Annotated in this window: 1 protein-coding gene; it reads left to right on the top strand. The window is 45.2% G+C overall.

All coding sequences use genetic code 11. From position 1 onward, the window contains the following. Window positions 1–149 precede the first annotated feature (149 nt). Window positions 150–1,200, top strand: a 1,051-nt coding sequence (tilS, locus tag A3735_RS24845) for a tRNA lysidine(34) synthetase TilS (protein WP_068638837.1), incomplete at its 3' end; no start/stop codon positions are given.

Raw genomic sequence — 1,200 nt, 5'->3', positions numbered from 1 at the left:
GAGATGGCTACTCAATTGAAGGCTCAGCTTATTGCAGGGCTTGATGAACTTTCGGCTTTAGATACTGAAGAATTAATGGATCAGCGCTATCAACGTTTAACGGCCTACGTTAAAGAGTAAATAGTCAAATAGGGTGCTCTGTGAGTGAGATGAAGGTTTCCCCGGTGATCTTGCAGGCATTAAAAAGAGTGCCCGAGTCCAAACGCTATGTTGTTGCCTTGAGTGGTGGCTTGGACTCTATCGTGCTCTTGCATACTTTTCGTTTATTAAACCCCTCCTTAGCTTTATCAGCAATACATGTTCATCATGGGCTTAGTAAAAACGCAGACGACTGGGCTCGTCATTGTCAGCAGGTGTGCCAGGAGCTATCTATTCCTTGCTATGTAGAGCGTGTATCAGTTACTGCGAGTGGTGAAGGGCTAGAGGCCGCAGCCAGGAAGGCTCGTTACGAAGTTTTCGAGAGGCTGCTAAATGATGGTGATGTGTTGCTCCAGGGTCATCATCAAAACGATCAGGCTGAAACGGTGTTGATTAGGGCATTGCGCGGTAGTGGTGTTAAGGGCTTATCGGCTATTCCGCCTAGCAGGCTTATGTCTTGTGGAACTGTTATTTATCGCCCTTTGCTTGAGGTCTCGAGAAGGGCTTTAGAGTTAGAAGCGGAAGGTTTGGGTCTGAAGTGGGTCGAGGATGAAAGCAATAGTGATTCAGTCTTTGATAGAAACTTTCTGAGGAATGAAATTCTCCCTCTACTTGAACAGCGTTGGCCAAATTCTACCGAGGCTCTTGCGCAGGTTGCGTGTAAAGCAAGTGAAACGCAAAGCTTTATTGATGATTGGTGTGTAAAGCAATTTGATTCTGGCTTGTTGCTTGAGCGCGCTCAGGGTGAAAAAGTCATCGATATCTCAGTTTTATCATCTTATAGAGAGAGAGATCAGAAGATCTTGTTACGAGCTTGGATTGATAACTTTGATTGCCCGCAGCCTTCAGAGCGTATATTGGGAAGAGTTTTTACTGAGCTGATTTCAGCCAAGCCAGATGCTAATCCTATTGTCCAATGGTCAGGTTTTGAATTGCGCCGTTATCTAGGGGGAATTTATTGCCAGCGTAAACCTGTGGGCGGCAGTGAATCTTATAGCGAAACTCGGCAATTTAAGCGGCGTGGTCAAGTTTATAATGTTGAAATTGCAGCTCAGAATATAT

Source organism: Oleiphilus sp. HI0061, from assembly GCF_001635675.1.
This window is presented reverse-complemented; position numbering and strand designations above follow the sequence as displayed.